Source organism: Paenibacillus sp. PDC88 (genome assembly GCF_900106725.1).
Taxonomy (GTDB): Bacteria; Bacillota; Bacilli; order Paenibacillales; family Paenibacillaceae; genus Paenibacillus; species Paenibacillus shunpengii.
The window spans coordinates 17,583-40,869 of record NZ_FNNT01000013.1 but is presented as its reverse complement, the minus strand read 5'-3'; the positions used below and the strand labels follow the sequence as shown (position 1 = coordinate 40,869).

Here is a 23,287-nt window from a genome sequence, read left to right as displayed (position 1 = left end):
GATTACATAGAATCGTTCATGGACGTAGGAAGAAAGTTGCGAGTTTGGTTATGGCCTTATGAGCCCTACGGTGTTGGTCATCACCGGTTAAAGGTTGCAGTACGTGACCCTGAGAAGCGGCTTCTGTGGGATGAAGTCAACGCGGATGAAGTCTATAAGCTTGAAGTTATTGACACATCTTATATTGGGCGTCTTCCGGATCAATATGATGAGCACCGCGATCCAAGATTGATTTTCCACCTTTACTTAAAAGAACCTGAGACGATAACAGAGACACAAATTGATGCAAAACAATAGCTATGAGTACCGAAAAATAGTAATAGAGAGCAGTTCTAGCAGATCTGCAGATATGAAAAGGAGAATTGATATGAACAGAGATTTTGTAAAGGCACTTACGGAAATCGAAAAGGATAAAGGTATACCTAAGGAGGTGCTCCTTGAGGCTATCGAAGCAGCCTTAGTATCTAGTTATAAAAAGAAATTCAATACCGCCATGAACGTCCGCGTTGATATTGATCGAAAAAACGGAGCGATGAAGGTTCTTGCTCGCAAAATGGTCGTCGAGGATATCATTGACGAACGATTAGAAATCCTTTTTGATGAAGCAAGAAAGACACACCCTGAAGTTGAACTCGATGAGTTTATCGAAATAGAAGTCACGCCTCGTGAATTTGGCCGACTAGCAGCCCAAACTGCTAAAGCTATCGTTATGCAACGCATAAAGGAAGCTGAGCGTGGCATCGTTTATGATGCCTATGTCGGTAAGGAAGAGGAGGTCGTTACCGGTAAGGTGCAGGGCCTTGATTCCATGAACCTATATATTCTCCTCGAAGGAACCGAAGCTGTACTACCACTCAATGAGTTGCTTCCTAAAGAACGATATAAATTAGGAGATAGCGTAACAGCATATATTTCTAGTGTTGAAACCTCGACCAAAGGCACGTTAATCTATCTGACCCGTACACATCCTGGTTATCTCAAGAAGCTGTTTGAAAAAATGATTCCGGAAGTTCAAGAGGGTAAGGTACTTATTAAGTCTATAGCACGAGAGGCTGGTCAACGTTCCAAAGTCGCTGTAACTTCCGACAGTTCTGAAGTGGATGCTGTAGCAGCATGCGTAGGTATAAAAGGACAGGTCATTCAATCTATTATGGCCGAACTGGGTGGAGAGAAGGTAGACATCATCAAATGGTCGGAGGCACCTGAGGAGTATATCGCTAATTCACTCGCCCCAGCCAGCGCACTTGAAGTAAAAGTATTTGAGGATGAAGAAGAGGACGAGCCAATCGCTCGTGTCATCGTTCCGGACCATCAGCTTACACTGGCTATTGGAATTAAAGGACAGAACGCGAGGCTTGCTGCTAAACTCACGGGTTATAAAATGGATTTATATAGTGAAGATCAAGCATACAAGCAGTTCAATCGTCCCCGTACTCTGCAACAATAGATGATCAGAGAATGTAATCCAGAGGAAGCCATAGCGGACTTCTTGAAAAAAAGATAGTATCGTATTAAATAGGGGTCGATGTAGTAGCGTGTCTTAAGAACACCTCGCCTAATGCCAAGTTCAGTGGTAAAATGAAATCGGCAAATTTTGAAAAAACTTATAACGAAATTCAATGCGTATAATAAGTTCTAAATATGCAACTGCATGCTACGTTGTATACACTAGCTCACAGAGCCCACACACGAAATAAAGGATCTTTTTCAGCCGCTGGACTTTGATAGTTACCAGGCATCTATGCAGATTCCGATCATTACGTTTGATATCTATACAAGACTCAAGAAAGAAGGAAGATAATGGACGAATTTGACGTTATCCTAAGTAGAATAATATTAGTAATTTCCATTGTTATATTGTTTTCTATCTTGATTTTACTTGTTTTTGGTCGTAAACCATCAAAACCTCAAATTGTAAATATAGATACAGATAAAATGAAAATGGTATCAAAGGAAGAAACAGAAGAACATTAAGTAAACAATCTTAAAAATAGAAAAGGCGCTTCCGGGATAACGAAAGCATCCTAATTTGATTACCATATTCGACAGTTTGATGAGGTACTTATTAAGTATTGTAAAAAGCTCTTCGTCATTCTGTCGTAAGAAATTATCTTCGTCCAATTAGTATGCCTTTGATTACCTTCCGGTTATGAATGCCGATTGCAAAGACCACTAACTTTAGGTTTTAACCGGGAATTGAGAGGATGAAGACATTGCAGTTAATAATCAGGCTGGGGATCACCCTAGTAATTATTACTTTGTTCTTTACAGCAAACCATTTGGAAACCGGAATAATCAGCAATTTCTTCCGGATCATTGCTACTGTAGGCCTGTTTCAAATTATTGTGTCCAACGTTTTGTGGAAAACGTATAATGCCCGAATGCAAGAGATGATTAACCAGGGTGTAATTGTTGACGATTATGACACACGTCTATTTATCAACGCAGCAGTAAAGGGTGGATTCATCGCATTTGGTATTCTTATCGTTTTATATTTGCCGAATTACATCGCTGTCGGTTGGGTATGGATTATTTCCTATCTCGCCGCATTCATCGTAGTTCAACGTTCCGTTAAAGGATATCTACATCAACGTAAGACTTCAATGCATCTTCGCTCAGAGGCCCAGATGATGGTCCCAGCAGATTACACAAGAGCAACAACTGAATGAGAAAGTGAGGGATATCATGCCTGCCAAGGATGAAATTCAGCTCGGACCCGATCGTTTCGGTCTCAGCGAACGGGAAGTCATGTTTTTGCTCGTATTTCGAGAGCTGGGCAACACTTCCGCTTCGCCTGCAGATATTTTCGAGATTGTCCGTGAGGAGTTGGCCACCATTGAACGCGGACGAGCTCGTTCATATTTTTATAGCGTCGTGAGTCAAATGGAATCCTTTGGCTGGATTGAAACAGTTCGCTCCGAGAAGAAAAACAACAAAAAATACTTCGCTGTCACTAAGAGCGGTATAGAGAAAGTTGACAGTCTTCGTGACTCTTGCATGAATTCAATTATGAATCTTAAAAAGACGGCAGATCACTTTGCATATCATATTACTGGAATAGGTAATTCAGAGCCTAACCAGCTCTCCCCTGAACAAAGAAAGATGTTTAGTCGACTGATCAATGTTCGTCATCTGATTCGTTTCTTGGTACTAAAAACCTTATCAGAGAAAGACCATAGAGAGGAAACTGGAAAGAACATATACCGCCTCTTCAAAGAAAGATACCAATGGCAGCCTGCTGAAGGGTACTTCTACGAGTTGGCACGCGAAATGGAAACTGAACAAGGCTATATTTGTGGAGAATGGACTACATCTCGCCGTAATTCCTATGTATACCGTATAACAGAACTAGGAGTAACCTCGATTGAAAAGGAAGCTGAGTCTGCAATGTACTTTATCAGGCAGCTGCAGAAGTATACTCATTTCATACTGAAGTTATTTCCTGAACATCATAAAAAGACAAATGCGTTTCCTCTTGAATAGTACGTCACATTGCAAGGAGGTATAACATGCAAGCACTAAATTATACCCTAGAACTCTTCCGGAAAAACGATGTGCCCTTCAAGCTAAGTAGTGAAGAGAAATCTGAGAGAGAACTGAAAGTGACCCGTATTTCAGTTTCCCAAGAACACATCCTTAAGGGGCACGTACAAAAGTATCTTAAAATTGTAGAAACATTAGAAAAGAAGAAACAAAAGGGCAGGAACTCTCTTATATTCCTTTTCAAGGGATACGAGCAGGAGCCACGCCATATGTATCATGTACCGGAAATTAAAGCATGGGTGGAGCGTATGTTTAGAAACAAACCGAATCTATTCTATATGCTAGTCAATATGAATGAAAACTACATCCACGACATGGTACTTTGTCTAGTAAAACCTGAAGCGCTTACTGTTCCCAAAGCGATGCAGAGGTACATTGCGGCCTCTTCAGACCTCATATTGAATGGTGCAGATGTTACCCCAGCGATCCGTAAAGTTACGGAAAGTACATTTTTGTATGCTAAGAAGTTAAAACATAATCCTGAAGAGTTAATGGACATCTGTATGGCACTACTAGACAACACCCAGTACGAGCAGCACCTTGCTAATCAAAAGGCAAAAAGCAGTTAATCGTTTAAGGAACCTTCTAAAGCCGCGCAAATTGCGCGGCTTTATTTCTGTTTAGGCACTTAACTTAGTGTACAATATGGTAGGTAGTAAAGAAATGTGATATGTGACGCTGCAGCTAGACATCTTGAACCAGCTAAACAAAAACTTTGGCCAGTTAACATGTTATAGAAATTGGCCATAATTAACGGATCCTCACTATAAATCTAATCGGAAGGACTATGAATATGACAACACCAACACATCCCATGATATTAGCATATGAAATCTTTTATTTTGAAGCTGGGAAGACTTATTATCTACCTGGTAGTAAACAGCGAATTCTCTTAACCGATAGCGAATATGATATAAAAATAGAGGAACTTCGTCATAAAGAAATACAATACATGCTGCTCTATGACTACATGTTTGCCCTAAAGAAAGATAAATGGGAAGCTGTGCCTTCGAGTATCAATATGGATGAAGTAGAGTTTTACTATGAACTTTCAATAATAAATGAAGAAGAGTACATGTTGATTAAATATTTATATTCAGAGTATACCAAACCGAAGGGTTAATCATCTGTTAACTATCATAAGGTGACCATTTATCCGTTTTCAGGTATAATAGATGTAATCAAATACTCTTAAGAGCGAAGCACGCTTCTCCCAATTGGGAGTGGTGTGCTTTTTTTGTTTTAACATAGGAGGGCAAAATGAAACTTATTATAGCAGAGAAAAAAGACCAGGCTAAACGCCTAGCCGCGCCATTCCCCACAAAAGCTGAAGGGTTCGGCTATATCGAAGTTCTGCCCTGTCCTACTTTTCCTAAAGGAGCTTATTTTGCATGGGCAGCAGGACATTTAGTTTCTTTAAAGGAACCGGAGGATTATGATCCAAAATTTAAAGAGTGGAAGTTGGAACATCTCCCCATACTTCCTGAACAATTCAAACTGAAGCCTGCTAAGGGAAAGGAACGACTATTTACTCACCTGAAAAAACTAATTCAGAATAAGAGTTTCACTGAGATTATCAATGCTTGCGACCCCGGACGTGAAGGTGAGGCAATCTTTACACTGATTTATCAGCTTAGCGGAAGCACAAAACCTGTTAAACGGCTATGGACTTCCTCTCTCACAAAAGATGCTGTCACAGCTGCGTTTCAGAAACTGCTACCAGAGTCTGAAAAGAAAAACCTCTTTTACGAAGCATTCGCACGCTCATGTGCCGACTGGCTTGTTGGTATGAACACCTCGCGTGCCTACTCGATCCTTCTTCGAGAGAAGGGAATAAAGGGGGAGGGGTTCTCCACTGGGCGTGTACAAACTCCGGTACTAGCTTTGATAGTTGAACGAGAAGAAGCAATAGAAACCTTTGTTTCTACCCCGTTTTGGGAAGTTGTTGCTGAGTTTAATTTTGGCGGCCGGAAGTACACTGGTCGGTGGTTCGCCGGTGATCATAATCGTCTTACAGATAGGACTAAAGCAGAAAAATTGGCTAGTTGGTGCTCAGGTAAAGCAGCAAGCATTGAAGAAATAGTAGTTGAAGACAAGGAAATCAAGGCTCCTCATTTTTACAGCCTTTCAGCACTTCAAACGCTTGCCAATAAACTCTATAAATTAAGCCCACAAGAGGTGCTGGCTGCTTGTCAGAGCCTTTACGATGAAGGGTATCAAAGCTATCCACGTACCGACAGCGAATACATCACAGAAGAAGAAGCTAAGCAATTCCCAACCTTCTTAGATGAAATAAGCAAGCTTGGTCCATATGCACATTTGTTTCCAACACCTATACAATCGGTCATTGGAAATAAAAGGTACGTTGACCCGTCGAAGGTTTCAGATCACTACGCTATTATCCCGACTGAAACGATACCAGAGCTAAATTCCCTTAGCGAGAATGAAAGACTTATTTATGATCTTGTGGTCAAATCTGTTATTGCAGCGCATTATGAAACGGCGATCTTTCAACACACGACTATTTTGACATACATCGGAGATCAATTTTCTTTCTCAACCAAGGGAAAGCGTTTGATCCGAGAGGGCTGGCACAAGGTAATGCAGATAGAAGATCCGGACGAAAAGAAAGAAGCAGACCCAATGATACCAGATGTAAGGAAAGGGGAAGAAGGCATTACATCGAGTTGTGAAGCAAAAGAAGGCTGGACATCAGCTCCTAAGCGTCTTACTCAAGGTGATCTCATCCCTTTAATGAAATCCGCCGGTAGTACTTTGGGAGATAAAGAGCTCGAAAGTATTATGAGAAAAACACATGGACTAGGAACAGAAGCCACGCGCGCGGGAATCATCAAACGCCTGAAGGATCAGGGTTACATCGAAATTAGAAAGAACCTCGTGTATCCTACAACAAAAGGACGTACGCTGATTAAAGCGATCGGGTTATCAGCTCTTTCGTCTGCTGTCTTAACAGCAAAATGGGAGCAAAAATTGAGTGAAATTGGTGACGGACGTTATACTCACACAAGTTTCATCGATCAAGCTCGTAAGCTGGCAACCAAACTCGTTACGGACGCTGGTGAATCAGTAAGAATGATGGATTTGAAAACTGTTGTGCCAATATTACCTCCTGCCATATCTACAATTGAAAAGAGTATAGAAGGAGGTTCGCTACAATCAGAACACTCTTCAGGTAACGGACGTTTAGAAACTAACGGAGAATCGGCCTTGTCGAATCCATCGAACAACTCAAACACTACACCTGTCTCCCCTCCGGTAAATCAATATCCTGCCCAAGTAGGAGTCGATAACAAGATTAATCACGATCTGTTTGATGCGGCCGTTAAGTTCGTTATCGAGTCAAGCCAAGCATCTGTATCAATGTTACAGCAAAAATTGGGGCAGAATTACACACTTTGTGCCCGTATAATCGATCAAATGGAAAGAGAAGGGATCATCTCAGCCTATGCCGGAAATACGCCAAGACAAGTCTTAATGACAATGGATCAATTCCGAGCTAATTCCGGCCAGAAGGCATTAAGTAAACCCACCCTAACTACTGATAAAAAAGCACCAACAGAAACTACAACGGCACATCGTTCTAGTCAATCGTATGCTGAATCGGAAAAGAAACTCAGCCCAGTTGAAGGTCCGGGGAGTGAGTATGCTGGCCCGAACGTTCCGGAAGAAAATCACCGTCCAATACGTCAGATAGCAGCAGAGCAAGACTTGGGACCATGTAAAAAATGTGGAAGGCCGGTCATTGATAAGGGTGTCCTATATGGCTGTAGCGCCTGGGAGGATACTCGCTGTGATTTCAAAATCAGTAAAACGATCAAAGGAGTGGTGATCCAGAGAGAGATAATTAAACGTCTTCTCGAAAAAGGTTCAAGCGGGTTAATCCGTGGCTTTATTCAAAAATCAAAAGACCCGAATAAGCCTGATTCAACATTTGATGCAGTTCTTGTTTTTGATAAAGAAGGTAAATTGTGCTGGACATATCCAAGTTTGGATGTGCTGAAGCTGCCAACGTATTTACTCAAAGTACCAACCGTTGCTCCACCCTCTGAACAAGAACAGAAAAGGGAGTTTACCGAAATTGAGAAGGAGGCTGCTACACTTAAACTTCCTTCCAAGGTATTAAGGGCAACATATGGACCACGGGCAACACGTTATGAACTTGCTCCTGAGCCAGGTCTCAACGTAGCAAACTTCAAGCGTTATAAAGCGAATTTTCAACTTGCGCTACGAGCGGAAACAATTATTATTGATGCTCCGATTCCCGGTAAGAATGTGGTGGGCATCGAGATACCGAGTAAGACACCATATACCGTAAATCTTCGATCATTGCTTGAAAACAAAGAATTTTTAGCATCGAAAAAGGCACTTTCTTTTCCCCTGGGAATGGATATGTCTGGAGAACCTGTTTATGCGGACCTAGCGGAAATGCCACATTTGCTTGTAGCTGGTGCTACCGGTTCAGGGAAATCCGTGTTCTTAAACGAATTAATTGTCAGCCTTCTCTATGGCCAGACACCAGATAAACTCAAATTTCTGTTCATTGATCCTAAAATGGTGGAACTTTCAGTCTATGAGACGATACCTCATTTGTTTGGTCCTATCGTAACTGATGTCAGACGGGCAGGAATTGCACTGAAGAAGCTTGTCATTGAGATGGAGAAACGCTACGAAATTCTAAGGAACTACGGTGTCAGGAATATTCATTCGTACAACGATAAAACCCGGAACGATCCTAATGCGCCTGGTATGCCATACATCGTACTAGTAATTGATGAGTTAGCAGATCTAATGATGACGACAGGTCCTGAAGTTGAGGATTGTATCCAACGTCTTGCTCAACTCGCACGAGCTGCCGGCATTCACATGGTAATTGCAACTCAACGGCCATCTAAAACTGTTTTGTCACCGGTTATTAAAGCAAATCTCCCGGTACGGATCTCATTTGCTGTAGCAAACCATCATGACTCTCAGGTTATCCTTGACGCACCTGGTGCAGAAGCATTGCTCGGTAAGGGGGATATGTACTACCTTCCGAAGGATGGAGCTAAGAGACGTCTCGTATCAGCTTATGTCTCTGATGAGGAGATCGAACGAGTAACAAACCACATTACAAATAGCACTACATCAGCAGCCTCTGCAAGCCGATAATCTCTCAAAATAACAGCTCCCGTTTTTTGCAGACATTCCCTGGTCATAGCATAATGGGGGTATGTATTAACAACTATTCGTATTTCGGGAAGGTGACTGCATATGTGTGGTGTTGATTTTTCACAATACCCAATCGTCAATGACTTAATCAAGACATGCGACATGGATATCGACCGGGAGCATATTCTTTGGCTGAATGAAACGCAAACAGAAGCTGCGGTGCTCCTCGCTGAGATGCATCTGATGTGCAAAGCAGCTCTAAGCGACAGCATACCGCTGCGACTGCGCTCCAAAGTAAGCTCAAATTATTACCATTCCACTATCAATAGCAAGGTCCACGTCTTTGCTGCTAACCAAGCACTATCAGATCTAGGTATGACGGAAAAGGATTTATCGAAACTATACTCGCATAAAAGACCTAAGTTAAACGTTAATTGATCGGGGGATAGCCATGTGGCGTATACGTCGCAAAGCCAAACGAGTCTTCAGCAACCTGTTTAAGATTGTTATTCTATTATTTACACTCATGATAATCATTACAGTTATGAATCGGAATACTGATAATTCTAACAATCAGCCTTTAGTACAACATATCAACATAAATTTTGAAGTTGCTGCTTTTTGGATCCAAACCGTCTTTAGTTGGATTAAGTCTTGGGGATTATTAGTTGTCGCCTTCACTATTATCATAATTGTGTTATTCAAAGCAATTCCATATCACCGGAAGATGCAACGAATTAAACGTTCCGATATCCGTGCCATTGACCAGATGACAGGTGATCAGTTTGAAGAATTCCTAGTATTGTTTTTTCGTTTGCTTGGCTATTCTGCTAAAAAGACGAAGAAGTCCCGCGATCAAGGCGCTGATGTCATCCTGAATATCGATGGAGTAAGAGTTGTTGTTCAAGCAAAGAGAGTACGAAACAAAATCTCTAACTCTGCTGTACAAGAAGTAGTTGCTTCCAAGGCCTTTTATCAGGCGACTGATGCGTGGGTCGTAACCAACTCATACTACACTGAACCAGCAAAGGAATTAGCTCGAGTTAATAATGTGCAGCTGTGGGATAGGGACCGTTTGATCAGTGAACTTTCCAAGATCAATATGAATAAACATAACCGTACCGTTACGGATTAGTAAGTAAAAGACTCGCTGGGCCTAGAGGCTCACGAGTCTTTTTTCTTCATTCGTTTGATTTTTATTTAGCAATCCAGGGTTTTCCTGAAGACACTCAATCAAGGTTAACACAATCATGTCGTCAAATTGCTTTCCTGCATGCTTCTTGAGTTGAACAATTGCAGTTTCAGTATCAAGTGCAGGCCTATATGATCGGCTTGTTGTCATGGCATCGAAAGCATCACATACGGAAATAATCTTTGCATTTAAGGGGATGGCATCTCCCTTTAATCCCCGAGGATACCCCTTACCGTCAACCCGTTCATGGTGATATAACACAATTTCGTCTACTCCACGACATTTTAGTTCAGCAATTTCGCTGACAATATGGAATCCGTACTCCGGATGTTTCTTAATAGCATCGAACTCAGCATCAGTGAGTTTTCCAGCTTTCATCAGCACATTCTCCGGCACACCGATTTTTCCTATATCGTGAAGCAATGCACCTATTTCGATATTGTATATTTGATCTGCGTCCAACTGTAACTTTTTGGCCACAGCACTTGCATATCGTTTTACATTTTCGGAGTGAGATGCCGTGTAAGGGTCTCGAGCGTTTACAGCCTTTGACAATGAAGCGATCGTTGCTGTAATGAGCAATTCCAGGTCCGCATTACGCTGGCTGAGTTCTAAGTTGATTTTGTGAATTTCATTATCCTGCTTTTGAATTGTTTCTGCAATTCCCGCAACACTGAGTTCCAACAAACCGAATTCATCTTTATTCATCTCTGATTCGAGTTTATTTTTAGCGAACGACCCAACATGCTCAATAACATTTAAGAGTGGCTTCAGAATAGGACCGGCACTAAGATAGTTGATAATTGTAAGCACGATAAAGAATGAAATCAGCAACGTAATCTCAGCTGCAACATTTATGAACCACGCACCGTCCATAAAGTCACCACTTAAGTTATGAAATAAAAATCTTGATACTAGGAGAACAAGTGTCGCCATTAAGCCAAATATGGTTGCGAATTTGATTCGAATAGCCATGTTATTCTTCATTTTCTCCTCTCATGAAATTCTCTCACACTACAAAACGGCTCACAGCGGTAAAAAACTAGTGCTTAAACCAAAAAACACCACAGTAGGCTGTGTTGGCCTACCGTGGTGCTTCCACGTTTATAAATATTTAATTAATTTACATTATAGCAGAAGGCACAAGGATTGAGAATCTATATTCTAGAATTATCCCCCTAGTAAACTTAACACATATCTTGAGAAGTATTATACTTAATTATGGCAAACTCCCCCTTACAATATTCTCGCCTATCCTATTATATGAGTGAAGAGCCGACATAAAAGAAGTGAGTGTTGTTACGAATTAAATTGTTGTATAGATCCATTGATCTTAAGCTAATAATGATGAGTTGGGTTCTCTACACCAATAATTGAGTTAGCGACGACTGAAAAGTGCAGACCAGAGGAGGTGAGTACGTAAATACACTAAACGATTGTTAGGTGGATTCCGGGAATGGAGTGTAAAACGATTAAAGATTGATAAATTAGGATCAGTACATATTTAGGAGGATAGCAGCATGAAACATATAAAGAAAGTAATTGAGCTGTTGTGTATTATACTTTTTGTTAAACTATGTATGGAAGCCTTTGAAGTAAGACAATTACCTACCTTTGTCTCTATGACCGATATACAATCAATGTCTATATTGGATTATGTACTGGGAGCTTTCTTTCATCCCGTGTTTTTTTATACTGCAAGCATAGGTTGTTTCATTGTTGTTTTATTCCGCATGGCCACTATAACTGATGCTACCCAAAAGGGCAAACTTACTAAGTTCCTTTCTACCTTGATTGTTCTTCTTATAGGATATAATGTTATTCCGTACTTCGTTGATTTTTTTCATAGTCTAGTTTAGAACTTTAAGAGGATGGCTTGTGCTTTAATAGCTGATTATTGTGATTAAGAGTTATATATTTGATTTATACAGCAATGAGGGATAGCATTTTTTGGACAACTCAAGAAATTTTAACTTCTGAAAATTAGATTGCAAATTATTTACGAAATACCAAGTATTAAGCTATAATAAGCGTAATCAAATACTTAATAAGCGAAGAACGCTTTTCCCACTTGGAAAAGCGTTTTTTGTGTTATAGGGGGGATAGCTTGGCTATTATCACATCCACAAAGATAAAGGACGAAAACCGCTGATTAGTATATCTGATAAGGAATCCCCTAAACCGAATTCCTTTATTTTGTAAATGGAGGATGTCTGGCGACAGGTGGATGGTAAACGTAAGCTAGATGAAGGCATGATAGTGTCAAAAAGCTCGCAGGCCTGCCCTTACTTCCATGATATCGTCCCATTTAGATCCGTGACAGTTCTATGTGACGCTATGAAGTAATCTACTGGCTAGAGAAAGTTCAAGGTAAAAGGTGTATAACGAATATCAGAGTTTTGTTTGAGGACAGAAAGTTAGCCATGCGTCTGAATCACATAATTAGAACTTGATTTTCTCAATTACTCTAATTATAGACGAAAGGAGGTAACTACCCTCCCGTTTGTCTTCATATATCTTTCGACATCGCGGTTCAATGTTTCTATATTAATCGCTTATTTTGCAACAAATCAACAAAGATAGCTGCCATCTCCAGAAACAATTTACCAAAAACATGAATATTTATCCATTGGATAATCTTGGTCATTTCAGACAGAAATTCAACCATTTCAATCAAATCCTCTTTCAGAGGGTTCAATATACTGGTATATTTGTCGCATATAAAATAAATACGGTTAGTTCTTTAGGATTAACTGAACGAAAGGTGTTAGTTCCATGGATACAACAAAAAACGCAAATGACGAAAACGGTGGTAACGACGGTTTCGTTCCTAGAAATAATGTGAACTTATATGATCAAATAAAGCTCTGCATCATTTCGGACTATTTTCCAAACCTTCTTTCAAAGGAGCGGGAGGGAACCATGGAATTTTTCGTTAGGGATGGAGAACTCGCCATCCACTATCACGAAATTGAAGTAATGCTAGGAACACCAATCCAACAACCCCACGGTTGTGGAATGAAGCGAAGCCACTTAATTACTTTTCTAATGATGATTGAAGAGCAAATTACGTCATTCACACCAATTGACTATGGAAGCATCATCATTACATATGAAATGAATAATAAAGGAAATTTCAAAGCAAAAATGAAGTTTAGACAACAAGTAAATCATCGTCGTCGTTAGGTATGCTGCGTCCGGATTTTTGAAAAGACATGACTTGCTTCGAGATAATTCTTCTTAGTCAGGGGAACTTTTTTGTTGGTATGTTCCAAAGAGATAATATAACTCTTTTGAAGCAACCCATCCGGTTGGATTGATGTGATGTAAAGTGGATTAACCAAGTAACTCCTGTGAGAGTAAGTAAGATTCGAGCACATCTCCTTAATTTCTTTAAGTTGAGTGGTTGTTTCTAGCTGCTCTCCACTCTTCAGGTTAACTATGCATCTGTTCCGGGCCATCTTATCCTTCTCCACAAAAACAATCTGATTTTCCGCAATTTCATGATCGCGATAATTCGCCTTTAATATAATCCAATTCGTGTTCTCTAGTTCAACAACCGCATTTAAGAGCTTTCGAGAATGAATTACTTCCTTAGCTTTAATAATTGCTCTTTTAAATCGGTCTTTCCTAATCGGCTTCGTGAGGTAATCCACTGATTCAAATTCGTAACCGGTAAGTATATGTTGAGGGTTTAACGAACCAGTAACAAAAATTATTTGAGGACGTATGCCGGCCTCAAGTATTTCCTTAAATGCGGATATTCCATCTTTCTTTTTAAGGCCGATATCTAATAGGACAATATCAGGCCTATGCAATTTAACTTCATCAACCAGCCGCACACCGGAGGAAACCGTTGATATAATCACTAAATCTAACTCTATAGCATACATTTTCAACAAAGACAGCTGATGCATATCGTCTTCTGCAATGATAACCTTATATCTTTGTTGTTCCACTAATGTCCCTCCTTACCTTTTTAGACTTGGTTATTTTCTGTCTCGTCATTATAACATCCTGTGATATTTAACCAAAAGTCCAGCTCCTTGAATTGGGGTACGACCGAGGTACTTGTAAAAAAGGGTCATAGCATGGATTTTTTTTACATTTACAACCCTTTTTACTCTGTAGGGTAGGGTGGGGTCAGAAAAGTGCGGTTGTTGGTAGGATCCTAATAGGGGTAGTGTCATTGTCGCTACTCCTATTAAGGAATACTTAAACTAAATCACAAATTAAAGAAGAAACACATCTTAAAAAATGAGCATTGAACCTTTGCATAATAAGCAAAAGTCCTTTAAAATTTGTTAGCCGGGTAGAAAATGCTATAATGCTCTTATAAAAAAGAATGGATGCAAAATAGTTTAGGTAAGTTCTAAAACGATTTCTTTTATTCTTCGACAAACAGGCCAGATTCGTAATTTCTCAAGAGAATAATACAAGTCGCTGTAGGGGTTTTTGTGTTTTTTCACTTATGATCACTTTGATATACAAGACCTATTTCATCTCTCACTTTATCCAACACTTGTATCGTGGTGTATGAATTTTTATATGAGTTAGTATCAGACTCTGTTTTTCCTCGGTTGATTAATTCAATAAATTCTTTCACTTCGTAATACATAGCTGGATGAGATTGGTCGACTGTTAATTGTTCAACCGTGCCGTCAGTGTAGTGAATTTCTACTTTTTCAGCCGTATGAATCTTATCAATCATGATACTTCCTTTTTCGCCTTGAATTTCGCTTGGTAAATAAGAGTTCGTTATTTTGGAATACATCACAATCGCATCTTTATCATCATATTTTAAGATGACGCTACCTTCACCATCCACACCCGAATCAAGCATAATGCCAGTTGCCTTCACTTCTTTTGGTTCACCAAATAATGTAATAAGTGGATACAAACAATAGACACCAAGGTCCATTAATGAACCGTTCGCAAACTCTGGATTGAAGGCATTAAGGACAATTCCTTCTTTGTATTTATCATAACGAGATGAATACTGACAATAGCTTGCAAAGTATCTACGGATAGGACCAATTTTATGTAAATTATCTTGAATGACCTTGAAGTTTGGAAGTAATGTTGATTTCATTGCTTCCATTAATAGGGCGTTATGATCTTTTGCGGCTTGAATCATCCTCGCTACTTCGGTTGCATTAACAGCCAGTGGCTTTTCACATAACACATGTTTGCCATTTTGCAAAAATAAAATAGCTTGTTCTGCGTGATATGAATTGGGAGTAGCAATGTACACCGCGTCAATTTCTTGACTAACTGCCATTTCTTTTAGGTTTGTAAATATTTTTGTTACTCCATATTTACTTGCAAATTCTTCTGCTCTACTAATCGTGCGAGAATAAACAGCAGTTAGTTTAAAATCTTCTACATCATTTGCTGCTTCAAGTAATCTTTCTGTAATCCAATTAGTACCGATTACGCCGAATCGAACCATTTATTCAACCTCATTCCTTTGTTTTATAAAACGAAGAGTTTTGTTTACTACACTTATGAAGCGTTTTTCATCGCCAATAGGATTTTATTTTCCCATAAAAAAACTTATATAGACATGGGGCCTACCAGTGAAATATTGGTGATAACCCAAATAGGGCTCATACTGTGAGTGATGGCTAAATTCTTGGCTGTGCCCCACCCAATAATGATCTCTGATCCGGCCATAGAAGGGACTGAATCAGAGGCTATTTTTTCTTTCCTGTATGGACTGTGTTATTTGTAATATGCAGTAAAGACCGCAATTCATAAAAGAAATAAATGCGGTCTTTACGATGTTTCCATATTTTTTAAAGTGTACTCTATTCGAGATTGGCATGTTTGCCGTACATTTTAGTAGAGTCTAAGCCTTTTTTTTCCATAAAACGCAAGATCAATGCATCATAAAATAATAACATCGTTTGCTCAAAAAGTGACCCCATTGGTTGTATGGTCTTATATTCACTTTCAGATTGATCTTTCGGTGATCCAGGCAATTTAATGATAATATCAGCTAATTTTCCAATCGTGGAGTCAGGGGAAATCGTTACAGCTGCGACCGTCCCACCTAAACTTTTTGCTTTTTCAGCGATTGAAACCAAGGTTTTCGTTTCACCTGAACCTGAACCGATGATCAACAAATCACCTTTTTCTAAATTTGCTGTTACAGTTTCACCGACTACATAAGCATCGATCCCCATGTGCATCATTCTCATCACGAAAGATTTGCCCATAAATCCAGATCTGCCCGCACCTGCAACAAAGATTTTTTTGGATTCCAGAATCTTATTAACCAACTTCTCTGCTTCTTCGTCAGAGATTAAGTCGACTGTCCGACTTAATTCTTGAACGACTTCAGCTAAATATTGAGTAGTTTTCATAGTTATAATTAACCTTGTTTAATTAATTCTTGCATTTTAGCTGCAACTGCTTTTTTATCGTCTTTGCTTGTGATACCGCCACCTACGATGACAAGATCTGGTTGTACTTTAATCACATCTGGAAGTGTTTCTAATTTGATTCCGCCTGCAATAGCAGTTTTCGCATTTTTTACAACGCTCTTAATGGTTGCAAGGTCTTCGAAAGAATTTTTTCCTACAGCTTGAAGGTCATAACCTGTGTGAACGCAGATATAATCTACTCCTAGTTCATCCAGTTCTTTCGCACGACCTTCAATGTCTTTAACTGCGATCATATCAGCAAGGATTTGTTTACCTTGTTTTTTTGCTTCTTCTACAGCACCTTTAATGGACTCGTCTTCAGCTGTACCAAGAATGGTGATGATGTCAGCGCCTGCTGCAGATGCTTGGCTAACTTCATATCCAGCTGCATCCATGATTTTAAGGTCAGCTAATACAGTTAAGTTAGGGAAGGCAGCTTTCACTTCCTTTACTGCTTTAAGGCCTTCATTAATCACAACCGGCGTGCCGATTTCTACAACATCTATATGATTTTCTACTTCTTTCACCAATTCAATGGCTCCTGGAATATCTACAAGATCTAATGCTAATTGTAATTTCATTTATTACTCGCTCCTTATATAATAGTATATTGTGCCGTATAGCTTTCTTTTGCACAGTGTTATTGTATCCAATTGATAGCTATTTACTAACGGTATGATACTCAGTATACTGGGTATGTTACTAAATTAAAAGTATGCACTTTTTTATCATATAGTAACAAAAAGTATACTATTGGACATAATAAGGGTTGGAGGTGAAATGAATGCCGAATCTTGGGGAAAAAGTGTTTAATTGTGAAAAAGAATTGACTCTTTCGATTATTGGTGGAAAATGGAAAATGTTGGTATTGTGGCATCTAGGAAAAGAAGGAACCAAACGTTTTGGTGAACTAAAGGCCCTCATGCCGGGTATCACTCAAAGAATGCTTGTTAATCAATTGCGCGAACTTGAAGACCATTTGATTGTTCATCGTGAAGTCTATCCTGTCGTTCCACCAAAAGTTGAATACTCACTCACTGAGTATGGAAGAAGTCTGATGCCTATTCTGGATGCTATGTATGACTGGGGTAAAGATTATATTGAGAATGTATTGGAAAAAGAAACAGAAAACAAATCGTCTATTCAGTAGAAAAAAGAGTTTCTCCTAGGGGTTCGAAAAAGTGTAAAAAAGTTCATATACTAACAAACCACGGTTAGCTATCTTAATAAAGATGCTGTCCGTGTTTTTTTATATCTCTACGTATTTAAAAGGTTGAAAAAACACAACATTTAAACACAACATTTAATAAAAGAATCAGTTACTAAAAAGCCAAGGGCAGCGAATCTTGTATAATCGCTGTCCTCGGCTTTTCACTCTTGGTATTGGATTCAAGTTTATAGTATTATTTTTAACACTATGTTATACAAATGTATCTATATGTTAATAAAGTGCGTACTTTCAAAAGTATAACATACGTAATATACTGATTTTGCTCAAGTAATAGCGAGCTTAAAGAATACTACCAAACCTTAAGGGAATACTGCTACAAGCATGGTGAGATGAAGTGAAACTTCATTTAATAATTTATACATGTTGTTGCTTTTTACGAAAGGAGAGATCCGCATGGAAAGGTTCAAAACTAAGCAGCGAAAAGTTTGTGAAAGATGTCTAATCATCACCATAAATAATGAAACCTGTCCAAAATGTGGACATTCTCAATTAAGAGATATCATTATTACCGGACAAGCTGGGAGAAATAAACGAAACTTACATCCAAAAGTAGGATAACGCAATAGCGAAAATCCTTGTTGTTTTGTAGGGGAAACGAAGAAAATCAGACATTTTTCTATTTGAAAATGCTTTGAAAAAGTGGAGGAATGAAAAGTGGATTCTATGACGTTTGTCTTATTTGGGGCAACTGGGGATTTAGCTAAGCGAAAAATCTACCCTGCCTTGTTTAATTTATATTTGAATCAAAAATTACCAGATTCTTTTTTGATCATTGGTGTAGGAATAGACGAAATGTCTGATGTTGATTTTCAAAACCATGTAACAGACTCGCTATACACTTTTTCTAGACACTTGATAAATGATAAATCCGAAAAACAAGAGTTTGTAAAGGCATTTCGTTATTGCCAGTTAGATTTCACGAATGCTGAAGGGTATAAGAAGTTAGTTGAAGTCGTTCAACAAAATGAAAAAGACCAGAGTATTGAAGAGAATCGAATGTTTTATCTTTCTGTTGCTCCTGAATTCTTTGATGTAATTGCTTTGAACATCAAGGAGAGTGGATTAGGCTCGACAAAAGGATGGAAACGATTAATGATCGAAAAACCATTTGGGCGTGATTTAAAATCTGCTCAAGATTTAAATGAAAAACTAAGCAAAGCTTTTGAAGAAGACGAAATTTTCAGGATTGACCATTATCTTGGAAAACCGATGGTTCAAAACCTTGAAGCTTTAGAATTTGCCAACCCTGTGCTGCAATCACTATGGAACAATCGGTATATTGCCAATGTGCAAATAACGGCTAGTGAAACGGTTGGTGTAGAAGAGAGAGCTAGTTATTATGAAAAAGCAGGGGCTATTCGTGATATGGTCCAAAATCATATGATGCAGCTGTTGATGATGACGGCCATGCATCAGCCAAAACAGATGAGCACGAACGATATCCGTACAGTGAAAAGAAAAGTTATGGACTCTCTTCGGCCTGTACAGAAAGATACTGTAGGTATCCACGTTGTTCGTGGTCAATATGGACCGGGGGAAATAAAGGGTAAACCTGTAGTCGGATATTTAGAAGAACCTGGAGTGAATGCTTCTTCCACAAACGATACATTTGTGGCTGCTCGTTTATGGATTGATAGTTCATTCTGGGATGGGGTGCCATTTTATATCCGGACAGGAAAAAGAATGAAGGAAAAGTCGACGCGGATTGTGATTGAATTCAAGAATCCAACGAAAAATGTGTATACTAACGAGAATCAATTTGCAGAACCCAATCTATTAGTTATCAAAGTAAGTCCAAATGAGGGTGTGTCGATGCAATTAAATAGCAAAAATTTAACAAATGGAAATTTGGAGCCGATAATTGTTGACTTCTCAGCAAGTACAAGAGACATACCAGAAGCTTATGAACTCTTAATATTCGATGCTCTGCGTGGGGACTCTACCTTCTTTGCTCATTGGGACGAAGTTGAATTATCTTGGAAATGGGTACAGCCCGTTTTAGAGGCGTTTGAGGAAAATGCCCTTCCACTCCACCTATATCAAGCCGGTTCGATGGGGCCACAAGCTGCTTCGCAATTATTGGAGGAGGATGGTTTTAAATGGTGGGAAACTAGGGGGGGAGTTTAATCCGCACCTCCCTGGAAGGCTATTGGTATGAAGAGAGCAAACCGAGGTTGGATTTGACAGATAATTGTTACGCGATTTACCCAAGGAACTTAAAGTATTTGTTGAATCCTTATGGTTCCATAAGGAGACCATGAAGAACAACAAATGGGTAGCATAATAATACAGGCTATTTTTTGTAATTTAAAGGAGGAAACTCAAGTGAAAGTAGGATTAATTGGATTAGGGAAAATGGGTATGAACTTAGGAAAAAACTTAATTGACAATAAACACCGTGTAATGGCGTTTGATCTAAATACAAATACTATTGAAGAAATTAAAAAATACGGAGTTGAAGGAGCATCCAGTTTACAAGATCTTGTTCAATCATTAGAAAAGCCACGAGTTGTTTGGATAATGGTCCCACACTCCGTCGTTGATTCAGTTATTAGTGAAATCACACCATTTCTAAGTGAAGGAGATATCGTCATTGAAGCTGGTAATTCGCATTATAAGGAATCCATTCGTCGTTACGAACAGTTGAAGAAAGTTGGAGTGAGCTTTATGGATGCCGGTACTTCTGGGGGGATGGAAGGTGCTCGCTATGGTGCTTGTTATATGATTGGTGGAGATCCTGAAGCATGGAGCATTGTCGAGCCGATTTTTAGAGATACAGCTGTAGATAATGGGTATTTATATGCTGGGAAATCTGGTAGTGGCCACTTCTTAAAAATGGTCCACAATGGAATAGAATACGGAATGATGGCCGCCATTGGTGAAGGATTCGAAGTCCTGGAAAAAAGCGATTTCGATTTTGACTATGAAAAAGTGGCACGGGTGTGGAATAACGGTTCTGTCATCCGCTCATGGCTCATGGAATTGACAGAACGCGCATTTTCTAAAGATGCAAAATTAGATGAAATTAAGGGCATTATGCATTCTTCTGGGGAAGGGAAATGGACAGTTGAAACCGCTTTGGATCTTCAAACAGCTACCCCTGTTATCGCTATGTCTTTACTAATGCGTTACCGTTCATTAGACAATGATACATTTACAGGTAAAGTGGTAGCTTCCCTTCGTAATGAATTTGGCGGACATGCTGTGGAAAAATCATAAAGTCATCTGCTGTATATGTCTTTCGTTAAAATGAGCCGGAAATTCATTGGATTTTTAGTTTGGTATATCCCAAAAATTGGTAGATTTACTTAAGTCGTTGATAGTGCTAACTATGTTGATTGAAGCGGAAGGAGCGAGACTCCTCGAAAATGCATTCACATTTTCTCGTGCGGTGCCTATTCACGGATGATGATTCAACGTCCTGTGGGAAAAACAGGACAAGGGAGACCCCGCAGCCGCACAGCGCCGAGGAGGCTCCCGGCTCGCCCGCGGAAAGCGAGCACCTGGAGCCAACAGACAAGTTTAACAGAGCCAAAAAAATAAAACAATATTGAGGTGTGACATCATGAACGTATTGGATGCAAAAATCATTAACACACAATATGGTTTAGAAACCTATTTAGACATGGTGAAGAATATCGAAGTAAAAGAACTCCATTCTCCATCAGATAATGAGCCCTTTTATGAAATAGTATTAGGGATAGAGTATTTTCTTCTAAGGGACGGAAAATATTATGATAGTGAAAGGAATTATTTTCGGATTCAAATGAGCGAAGATTTTAATTCAATCACGTTAAGAGAGACAGATACCGAAAGTTTATTTGCTGTCAAAACCGAACACGAGAGAGACTCAACTAAGCTACTGGTTGGAGAATGGCTTATAAAAACCAATGCTTTCAAGCAAGTAATAAGTGAACTGATCCAACAAAAGAAAATGGAGAATGTTCAAAATGAGGGAGACACTCGAAAAGTATTAGGAACGATAAGATTCTTGGAAATATTACTTGAAATCAAAACAGAAGACATACTAAGTGCCGATGTAGAGAGGGACCATTGAGTTTTCTTAATACTAACTATCTTTTAATGTACGCTATTGATAATTACACGGTCCCACTAAGGATTTTTCAAAATTGAAAAGGGGGAGTTTAAATGTGTTTTTAAAAACTTCCCTTATATACTGTAGAAAAGGAGAATGCACTAACATGAAACGTTTTACTATGCCGAGAGATCTTTTTTACGGAGAAGGATCTCCGATTGAAGCAGCTAAGCTAAATTTGATTGAAAGGGGAAGTAATGTATGACTATTTCGTTTGATTACTCCAATGCATTAGCATTTATGAAAAAGAGTGAAGTAGATAATCTAAGTGAATTTGTAAAAGTGGCTCATAAAATGCTACATGAAAAAACAGGCCCCGGCTCTGATTATCTTGGTTGGGTCGATTTGCCACTAAACTATGATAAGAGTGAATTTGAAAGAATTAAACAAGCTGCTGAAAGAATCAAGAAACATTCAGACGCAATGGTTGTAATTGGTATTGGTGGTTCGTACCTGGGGGCAAGATCGGCTATAGAATCTCTGTCCCATAGCTTTCATAACCAGATGAACAATAAGACACATGTTTATTTTGCCGGTCAGAATATCAGTTCTACTTATATATCTCATTTATTTGAACTATTAGAGGGGAAAGATATCTCTGTTAACGTCATTTCTAAATCAGGAACAACGACAGAGCCAGCCCTTGCTTTCCGTATTTTCCGTGACTATATGGAGAAAAAATACGGAAAAGAAGAGGCGAGAAAACGTATTTTTGCTACTACAGATCAGAAAAAAGGCGCATTAAAAAAGCTTGCGGACGAAGAAGGATATGAAACGTTCGTTATTCCGGATGATGTTGGTGGAAGGTATTCTGTGCTAACAGCAGTTGGTCTCTTACCAATTGCCGTAGCAGGACTTGATATTGATCATATGATGGAAGGGGCAGCAGCAGCAGCCCGTAAATACAACAATCCTGATTTATTGACAAATGAGAGCTATCAGTATGCTGCGGTCCGAAATGTACTCTACAATAAGGGAAAAGCAATTGAAGTGCTTGTTAACTATGAGCCCTCCCTTCACTACGTATCGGAATGGTGGAAGCAGCTGTTTGGGGAAAGTGAAGGAAAAGATCAAAAGGGGCTATTCCCTGCTTCCGTTGATTTTTCAACGGATTTGCATTCCATGGGGCAATATGTACAAGAAGGTCGACGAAACCTTTTAGAAACGGTTTTACAGATTAAGAAACCTCGAATTGAAGTGACTATTCAGGAGGATCCAGAAAATATTGATGGATTAAACTTCCTGGCAGGTAAGACGATGGATGAAGTCAACAAAAGTGCATTTCAGGGTACCCTTATGGCCCATATAGATGGAGAAGTACCTAATCTCGTGATTGAACTGGATGAAATGAATGAATACACTTACGGTGAGATGGTTTACTTTTTTGAGAAGGCATGTGGGATTAGTGGCCATCTATTAGGAGTTAACCCATTTGACCAGCCTGGAGTCGAAGCATACAAGAAGAATATGTTTGCTTTACTTGACAAACCTGGTTTTGAAGCAGAAAAAGCTACTCTCATGGAGCGTTTATCAAAATAATTATATCTGATTGGTTTTGTATTAATAAAAAGATTGTTACCAAAAACCATAAAAAGTTGTGTTTTTACTTTCAGTAAGGTTTTCGCGCA

Annotated in this window: 22 protein-coding genes; 17 read left to right on the top strand and 5 right to left on the bottom strand. The window is 39.2% G+C overall.

The features are described 5' to 3' along the window. Positions 1-36 precede the first annotated feature (36 nt). The 10 genes from BLW49_RS25540 to BLW49_RS29355 all read left to right on the top strand — a co-directional run bounded on the left by BLW49_RS25540 (position 37) and on the right by BLW49_RS29355 (position 9,847). The gene (locus BLW49_RS25540) at positions 37-297 is read left to right on the top strand and encodes a hypothetical protein (RefSeq protein ID WP_139237041.1); all 261 of its coding nucleotides are present in this window, start codon (positions 37-39) and stop codon (positions 295-297) included. 70 nt (positions 298-367) lie between these two features. Beyond that, the gene (gene nusA, locus BLW49_RS25535; protein WP_090727753.1) at positions 368-1,447 is read left to right on the top strand and encodes a transcription termination factor NusA; all 1,080 of its coding nucleotides are present in this window, start codon (positions 368-370) and stop codon (positions 1,445-1,447) included. A 353-nt stretch (positions 1,448-1,800) separates the two neighbouring features. Further along, positions 1,801-1,974 carry a hypothetical protein gene (locus BLW49_RS28980; RefSeq protein ID WP_170862575.1) on the top strand — a complete coding sequence of 58 codons (174 nt, stop codon included), beginning with the start codon at positions 1,801-1,803 and terminating at the stop codon, positions 1,972-1,974. Positions 1,975-2,204: 230 nt separating this feature from the next. Then, entirely contained in the window at positions 2,205-2,669 is a 465-nt protein-coding gene (locus tag BLW49_RS25530; protein ID WP_139237040.1) for a hypothetical protein, read from the top strand. A 16-nt stretch (positions 2,670-2,685) separates the two neighbouring features. Beyond that, positions 2,686-3,483, top strand: a complete 798-nt coding sequence (locus BLW49_RS25525; protein WP_090727749.1) for a helix-turn-helix transcriptional regulator — start codon at positions 2,686-2,688, stop codon at positions 3,481-3,483. Positions 3,484-3,509: 26 nt separating this feature from the next. Beyond that, on the top strand, positions 3,510-4,112 hold the full coding sequence (locus BLW49_RS25520; protein WP_090727748.1) for a hypothetical protein: 603 nt from the start codon (positions 3,510-3,512) through the stop codon (positions 4,110-4,112). Between the two features lie 224 nt (positions 4,113-4,336). Beyond that, positions 4,337-4,666 carry a hypothetical protein gene (locus tag BLW49_RS25515; RefSeq protein ID WP_090727746.1) on the top strand — a complete coding sequence of 110 codons (330 nt, stop codon included), beginning with the start codon at positions 4,337-4,339 and terminating at the stop codon, positions 4,664-4,666. A gap of 137 nt (positions 4,667-4,803) precedes the next feature. Next, the gene (locus tag BLW49_RS25510) at positions 4,804-8,712 is read left to right on the top strand and encodes a DNA topoisomerase 3 (RefSeq protein WP_090727744.1); all 3,909 of its coding nucleotides are present in this window, start codon (positions 4,804-4,806) and stop codon (positions 8,710-8,712) included. 102 nt (positions 8,713-8,814) lie between these two features. Next, positions 8,815-9,150 carry a hypothetical protein gene (locus BLW49_RS25505; RefSeq protein ID WP_090727743.1) on the top strand — a complete coding sequence of 112 codons (336 nt, stop codon included), beginning with the start codon at positions 8,815-8,817 and terminating at the stop codon, positions 9,148-9,150. A 13-nt stretch (positions 9,151-9,163) separates the two neighbouring features. Next, entirely contained in the window at positions 9,164-9,847 is a 684-nt protein-coding gene (locus tag BLW49_RS29355; RefSeq protein ID WP_244533619.1) for a restriction endonuclease, read from the top strand. Between the two features lie 21 nt (positions 9,848-9,868). On the opposite strand, the gene BLW49_RS25495 is transcribed toward BLW49_RS29355, so the two are convergent. After that, complete coding sequence (locus tag BLW49_RS25495) at positions 9,869-10,879, bottom strand: HD-GYP domain-containing protein (protein ID WP_170862574.1); 1,011 nt, start codon at positions 10,877-10,879, stop codon at positions 9,869-9,871. Between the two features lie 545 nt (positions 10,880-11,424). Here BLW49_RS25495 and BLW49_RS25490 point away from each other — a divergent pair. Both BLW49_RS25490 and BLW49_RS25485 read left to right on the top strand, forming a co-directional pair. After that, on the top strand, positions 11,425-11,763 hold the full coding sequence (locus BLW49_RS25490; protein WP_090727739.1) for a hypothetical protein: 339 nt from the start codon (positions 11,425-11,427) through the stop codon (positions 11,761-11,763). A 916-nt stretch (positions 11,764-12,679) separates the two neighbouring features. Next, on the top strand, positions 12,680-13,090 hold the full coding sequence (locus tag BLW49_RS25485; protein WP_090727736.1) for a hypothetical protein: 411 nt from the start codon (positions 12,680-12,682) through the stop codon (positions 13,088-13,090). Here the strand turns inward: BLW49_RS25485 and BLW49_RS25480 are convergent. From BLW49_RS25480 to hxlA, 4 genes are all read right to left on the bottom strand, one after another. Then, entirely contained in the window at positions 13,087-13,863 is a 777-nt protein-coding gene (locus BLW49_RS25480) for a LytR/AlgR family response regulator transcription factor (protein ID WP_079180142.1), read from the bottom strand. The genes BLW49_RS25485 and BLW49_RS25480 overlap by 4 nt on opposite strands. A gap of 506 nt (positions 13,864-14,369) precedes the next feature. Then, positions 14,370-15,356 (bottom strand): Gfo/Idh/MocA family protein, encoded by a 987-nt coding sequence (locus BLW49_RS25470; protein ID WP_072526549.1) that lies wholly within the window; start codon positions 15,354-15,356, stop codon positions 14,370-14,372. A gap of 358 nt (positions 15,357-15,714) precedes the next feature. Further along, positions 15,715-16,272 (bottom strand): 6-phospho-3-hexuloisomerase, encoded by a 558-nt coding sequence (gene hxlB, locus BLW49_RS25465; RefSeq protein ID WP_031538337.1) that lies wholly within the window; start codon positions 16,270-16,272, stop codon positions 15,715-15,717. Positions 16,273-16,280: 8 nt separating this feature from the next. After that, positions 16,281-16,913 carry a 3-hexulose-6-phosphate synthase gene (gene hxlA / locus BLW49_RS25460; protein WP_031538336.1) on the bottom strand — a complete coding sequence of 211 codons (633 nt, stop codon included), beginning with the start codon at positions 16,911-16,913 and terminating at the stop codon, positions 16,281-16,283. Positions 16,914-17,116: 203 nt separating this feature from the next. Here hxlA and BLW49_RS25455 point away from each other — a divergent pair, with 203 nt between their 5' ends. The 5 genes from BLW49_RS25455 (at position 17,117) to BLW49_RS25435 (ending at position 23,198) form a co-directional block, all read left to right on the top strand. Then, positions 17,117-17,482, top strand: a complete 366-nt coding sequence (locus tag BLW49_RS25455; RefSeq protein WP_031538335.1) for a winged helix-turn-helix transcriptional regulator — start codon at positions 17,117-17,119, stop codon at positions 17,480-17,482. 735 nt (positions 17,483-18,217) lie between these two features. Beyond that, entirely contained in the window at positions 18,218-19,690 is a 1,473-nt protein-coding gene (zwf, locus tag BLW49_RS25450; protein ID WP_072526551.1) for a glucose-6-phosphate dehydrogenase, read from the top strand. 198 nt (positions 19,691-19,888) lie between these two features. Then, positions 19,889-20,782: a phosphogluconate dehydrogenase (NAD(+)-dependent, decarboxylating) gene (gene gnd, locus BLW49_RS25445; protein ID WP_031538333.1), complete on the top strand. Its 894-nt coding sequence runs from the start codon at positions 19,889-19,891 to the stop codon at positions 20,780-20,782. Positions 20,783-21,128: 346 nt separating this feature from the next. Then, positions 21,129-21,620, top strand: a complete 492-nt coding sequence (locus BLW49_RS25440; protein ID WP_031538332.1) for a hypothetical protein — start codon at positions 21,129-21,131, stop codon at positions 21,618-21,620. Positions 21,621-21,860: 240 nt separating this feature from the next. Beyond that, positions 21,861-23,198: a glucose-6-phosphate isomerase gene (locus BLW49_RS25435; protein WP_031538331.1), complete on the top strand. Its 1,338-nt coding sequence runs from the start codon at positions 21,861-21,863 to the stop codon at positions 23,196-23,198. The last annotated feature ends 89 nt before the right edge of the window (positions 23,199-23,287 follow it).